The following is a 2,316-nucleotide window of genomic DNA, read 5'->3' as shown; positions in this document are numbered from 1 at the left end:
GCGGTATCTAGCATTCCGCTCATCAAACTGCTGGGCATTACGCCAAATGGACTAAACGCGACGTCTGACGGCGAAATACGCGTCTTCTACGACTACATTCACGCCCTGCAGCAGTCTGTTTTCAAAGACAACCTGAAGCGCGTGATGGACATCATCCAACTCTCTGAATTCGGCGACATTGACGACGGCATTACCTTTGACTTTGAGCCGCTGTACGAAATGAGCGCTAAAGAGCGGGCGGAAATTCGCAAAGTAGACGCGGACACTGACGCTGTCTATGTGGCCGCCAGTGTGCTCTCTGGTAACGAAGTTCGCGAAAAAATTGCCGGGGACCCGGACTCGCCTTATCACTCTCTGGACCTGAATGATGACCTCGAAATCGAAGACGACTACGACGAAGAGGAAGAAACAGACCCTGACGATAAGGGCGGTTCATCCTAACTCCGGCGTTGAAGCATGGTACCGCCGACAGCTTGATAAGCAGGTGCAGGAAATGCAGGCATCTGTTGTCTACTGGCTGTCGGCAAACTATCGCGCCAGCGGCGCGGCTGTCGCCATGGATGCATCACCTGCAGTGATGATGCGGAATGCCATGCAGAAACTGGCTAAGCGCTGGACGCGGCGGTTTGATGATATGGCGCAAAAGCTGGCCGACCGGTTCGCTAACGACACCATGAAGAACTCGGACGCTTCGCTGGCCACAGCCTTCAAAGATGCGGGATTCACCGTCGAGTTCAAAATGACCTCGCAGATGAATAATGCTCTTCAGGCGACAATCACCGAAAACGTCGGCCTTATACGATCTATCCCTGAGAAGTATTTCACTGAGGTGGAAGGGCTGGTTATGAGGTCAGTTGCCCGTGGGCGTGACCTGTCCTATCTCACCGATGAACTCCAGAAGCGATACGGGATTACCCGGCACCGAGCGGCGTTCATCGCCCGTGATCAGAACAACAAGGCCACTTCAGTTGTTCAGTCGGCACGGCAGCAGGCGCTTGGCATTACTCAGGGTATATGGAAGCACTCCCATGCAGGGAAAAAGCCTCGCCAGTCCCATGTAAAAGCCAACGGGAAGGTGTTCGACATATCGAAAGGGATGCTTATCGATGGCGAGCACATCATGCCCGGAGAATTACCAAATTGTCGTTGCACCTGGGAGGCTGTCATACCAGGGCTTTCAAAACAGGATTGAGCAATGAAGCCTACAGAGTGCTTAGCTTTTGATCGCGCCTCTGTGCGCACCATCGACGCAAATGGCCGCCTTCAGATTTCACGAACGAATATCAGCAAGGCAAACGTCAACGCCTACTACGGACGAGAGATACCAAGAAGCGAAGAGCTTGGTCTCGAACCTGACAAACTTTACCGGCTTTGGCGTCACCCGGAAGAGCTCCGGAAAGCAGCCAAAACCTTCAATAACATCCCCGTGCTCAGCAAGCACATCCCCGATTTTCCCACCGACCCGCCCAATGAATTTCGTGTTGGCGTGACGCACTCCAATGCGGAGTTTGACGGCACGTATCTCACGGTTGGTATGTCGATCTGGGATAACAGCGCGATTGCTGGAATTGAGAGCGGAGAGCAGCGAGAGCTATCTGCATCGTACAAGTACGTCGCAGACATGACCCCGGGTGTTACCCCTGACGGCGAGCCTTATGACGGCGTTATGCGTGACATTTTCGGAAACCACGAAGCGCTGGTCCCTGACGGCCGCGCAGGGCCAGATGTACTGGTCGCAGATTCATTACCACCGGAGCTTAATCACATGCGTAAACATAAGGTAGCGGCGATCCGCGCCACCCTTAAGCCACTTCTGGCGCAGGATGCAGATCTGGAGGCAGAAGTCCGCAAAGCTCTTCTGGCTCTTGATGAGGCCGAAAAGGAAGACGAAAAAGAAAACAAACCCGCCGACGACGAAGATGAAGACGAGAAGGATAAGAAAAAAACGGCGGACGATGAGGACGACGAAGAAGACAAGGACAAGAAAAAAACCGCCGAAGATGAAGACGATGAAGAAGACGACAAAGTCTCCAAAACGGCGATGGACTCTGCGATTCGTCTGGCTGCCGACAGCGCAACTAAAAAGGCTGCGGAAAACTTCCGGAAAATCCGTGAAGCAGAGCAGGTTGTCCGCCCGCTGATCGGCGACGTCGTTGCCATGGACTCAGCTGAAGATGTCTATCGCACCGCGCTTGAACAGAGCGGCGTGGATATCTCCGGCGTTCACCCGTCCGCTTATCCGGCGATGGTCAAAATGGCGATCAGCCAGAAAGAAAATTCACGCCCTGTCATTGCGCAGGATTCCGCTTCCGTCAG

Annotated in this window: 3 protein-coding genes; all 3 read left to right on the top strand. The window is 53.8% G+C overall.

Annotated elements, in window-relative coordinates:
• Window positions 1-441: phage portal protein (locus EDF73_RS27305; RefSeq protein WP_132732054.1), on the top strand; the 441-nt coding region annotated here is incomplete at its 5' end.
• A 52-nt stretch (window positions 442-493) separates the two neighbouring features.
• On the top strand, window positions 494-1,192 hold the full coding sequence (locus EDF73_RS27300; protein WP_132732053.1) for a phage minor head protein: 699 nt from the start codon (window positions 494-496) through the stop codon (window positions 1,190-1,192).
• A gap of 3 nt (window positions 1,193-1,195) precedes the next feature.
• Window positions 1,196-2,316 (top strand): DUF2213 domain-containing protein (locus EDF73_RS27295; protein ID WP_132732052.1); only part of this gene is annotated, 1,121 nt, incomplete at its 3' end.

The organism is Klebsiella sp. BIGb0138, assembly GCF_004342285.1.
Taxonomy (GTDB): domain Bacteria; phylum Pseudomonadota; class Gammaproteobacteria; order Enterobacterales; family Enterobacteriaceae; genus Klebsiella.
This window is presented reverse-complemented; position numbering and strand designations above follow the sequence as displayed.